Origin of the sequence: Pseudoduganella ginsengisoli, from assembly GCF_009720865.1 — a bacterium.
In the GTDB taxonomy this organism is placed as follows: Bacteria; Pseudomonadota; Gammaproteobacteria; order Burkholderiales; family Burkholderiaceae_D; genus Rugamonas; species Rugamonas ginsengisoli.
In genome coordinates this window covers 1-2,508 of the sequence record NZ_WNLA01000061.1, presented here as the reverse complement: position 1 = coordinate 2,508, position 2,508 = coordinate 1, and the positions used below count along the sequence as shown (strand labels likewise).

Below are 2,508 nucleotides of genomic sequence, written 5' to 3'. Positions count from 1 at the left end.
GCCGCAGCGGCACGGGGGGCGCGTCCGGCCGTTGCGGGCGCCGCCCCGGCAAGCGATGCAGCGGGCGCGCCGGAACCGCCGCCTGGCGCCATGGAAGAACCGGCATCCGATACGCAGGCCATGCCGGAGCCGGGTGGCGAAGCCCATGCCGAACAGCCATTGCCGGGCAAGCGCAACCTGCACATCACGGGCACGGGGCGCGACGTCAACCTGTGGATCCGCGACAGCGAACTGACGCCCGCCCAATCCGTGCAACTGGCGGCAAAGCTGGCGGCCGACATGGCCGGCATGGGCTTGCGCCTGAAAGGTACGGCCGTCAATGGCAAGCCGCTGCCTGACACGGCAGAAGAACACAGCGACATCAACGACATCAGCGACATTTTTGCGCCGGGCCCGGAGCACGGCCACGCGCGCATCACCACTTTGGAGCAGGCACATGGCACTCGATAGCATTCCCGCCACCGGCGCGACCGGCCACAACCAGATCAACCAGCAGGATTTCCTGCGCATCCTGCTGACGCAACTGAATGCCCAGAACCCGCTGAAACCGATGGACAACACGGCCTTCGTGGCCCAGCTGGCGCAATTCCAGCAGCTGGAGCAGACCCAGCAAATGGTGTCCGGCATGAACCAGCTGGTGGCGGTGCAAACGGCAACCCAGTCCATGTCGCTGCTGGGCCGCACCGTCAGCCTGCAAAATGGCGCCAGCCTCGCGTCCGGCCAGGTGACGGGTGTGTCCGTCAGCGGCACCACGCCGGTCATGACCATCCATCCGGCCAGCGGCGCCGATCTCACCAACGTGGCGCGCAAGCAGATCCTCGACATCAAATAACCCTTGCTAAGGACCAGTCATGCTTAAATCCATCAATATCGGCACTTCCGGCCTGGTCGGCTTTTCCAAGGGCCTGGAAACCATCAGCCAGAACGTGGCCAACCTGAACACGCCCGGCTACAAAGGGTCGTCCGCCCAGTTCACGGCGCTGTTCGACGCGGGTGACCAGAGCGCTGGCAACGCCACCGGCAACCGCAACAGCCACACCGGCATGCGCGGCGGCGCCGGCATGGCGGTTCTGCCCAGCGTTATCGACTTCGGCCAGGGCCAGGTCAGCCAGACCGGCAATGACCTCGACGTGGCGATCGATGGCAGCGGCTTTTTCGTGCTGCATGACGATGCCGGCAACGCCAGCTATACCCGCGACGGCCGCTTCAGCTTCAACAGCGATGGCCTGCTCGTCAACCAGGCCGGCCTGAAAGCACAGGCGCTGGGCACGGACGGGGCGCTGCACGACATCACGCTGGAAGGCGCGCGCAACAATCCGGCTTCCGCCACCAAAAACATTAAACTGTCCGGCACGCTGTCCACCGCCGACACGACGAAAATCGTCAGCGGCATCAACGTGACCGACGCGGCAGGCGGCAGCCACACGCTGTCGGTGGAATTCAAGAACAATACGGCGGCCACGGCCGGCAGCTGGCTGGTCACCGTCAAGGACGGCGCCACCACGGTCGGCAGCGGGGAAATCCGCTATGCCAACGGTGTGCTCGATCCCACCCGCGCCAGCGTGGCCGTGACGTATGCGCCGGCCGGCGTGGCCTCGCTGCCGCTGACGTTCACCGTCGATGCCGCGTCCACCAGCGCTGCTTCCGGCAGTTCGACGATGGCCGCCAGTTCGGTGGACGGCTATGGCCTGGGCGTGCTGACCAGCGCCACCTTCGACAGCACCGGCACGCTGGTGATCAGCTATTCCAACGGACAGACTGCCAAAAACCAGACGCTGGCGCTGGCCAACGTGGCCTCGACGGCGGAACTGGAACAGGCGTCCGGCAACACGTATACCAGCAACAAGCCACAGTCCGTGACCCTGGGCGTGGCCAAGGGCAGCGGCACGTCGATTGCCGCCGGTTCCGTGGAAGGCTCGAACGTCGACCTGTCCACCCAGTTTTCCGCCATCATCATCACGCAGCGGGGCTACCAGGCTTCCTCCGAGCTGGTCAGCACGGCCAATGAAATGCTCGATACGCTGATGCGGATGAAAGGCTGAGCGTGGCCGTCACTGCCTACCAATTGCTGGGCGCCAGCGCCGCGCACGCGCTGGAAACCCGCGTGGCCGAAGCGCTGGCCCGCTGGAGCGCCGAATGGTGCCCGCTGCCGGACCATGCGGTGCGCTGCGTGGCCGCCTCCACAGCGGCTCCCTCTGCCGCCCAATTTACCGCAGCCCGCCAGCTGGACAGCGGCCCCGTGCTGTGGGCGGCCGTTCCTGCTGGCTTGCCGCGCTGGCTGGAGCAAGCCATCTTCAGCCTGGATGACAGCCATGACGCCGATGGCCGCCACCTGCCGTCGCCGCTGGGCGGCGCCGTCGCTGCCGATGCACTGGCTGCACTGCTCGATGAACTGGCGCTGGCGCTGACCGGCAGCCCATCGTGCGCCGCGACGGAGCAGGCGCTGCCGGACGGGCTGCTGCGCCATGGCTCCGGCGCCGTGGTGTGCACGGTGCAGCTGGGCGTCCA

Annotated in this window: 4 protein-coding genes; all 4 read left to right on the top strand. The window is 66.8% G+C overall.

What is annotated here, in order from left to right; translation table 11 throughout:
- A partial coding sequence (locus tag GM668_RS30715) for a hypothetical protein (RefSeq protein ID WP_211923480.1) occupies positions 1-450 on the top strand: 450 nt, incomplete at its 5' end.
- On the top strand, positions 437-832 hold the full coding sequence (locus GM668_RS30175; protein ID WP_229500138.1) for a flagellar hook capping FlgD N-terminal domain-containing protein: 396 nt from the start codon (positions 437-439) through the stop codon (positions 830-832). The genes GM668_RS30715 and GM668_RS30175, both read left to right, overlap by 14 nt.
- A 19-nt stretch (positions 833-851) precedes the next feature.
- Positions 852-2,042 carry a flagellar basal-body rod protein FlgF gene (flgF, locus tag GM668_RS30170; RefSeq protein WP_155442677.1) on the top strand — a complete coding sequence of 397 codons (1,191 nt, stop codon included), beginning with the start codon at positions 852-854 and terminating at the stop codon, positions 2,040-2,042.
- A gap of 2 nt (positions 2,043-2,044) precedes the next feature.
- Positions 2,045-2,508 (top strand): hypothetical protein (locus GM668_RS30165; RefSeq protein ID WP_155442676.1); only part of this gene is annotated, 464 nt, incomplete at its 3' end.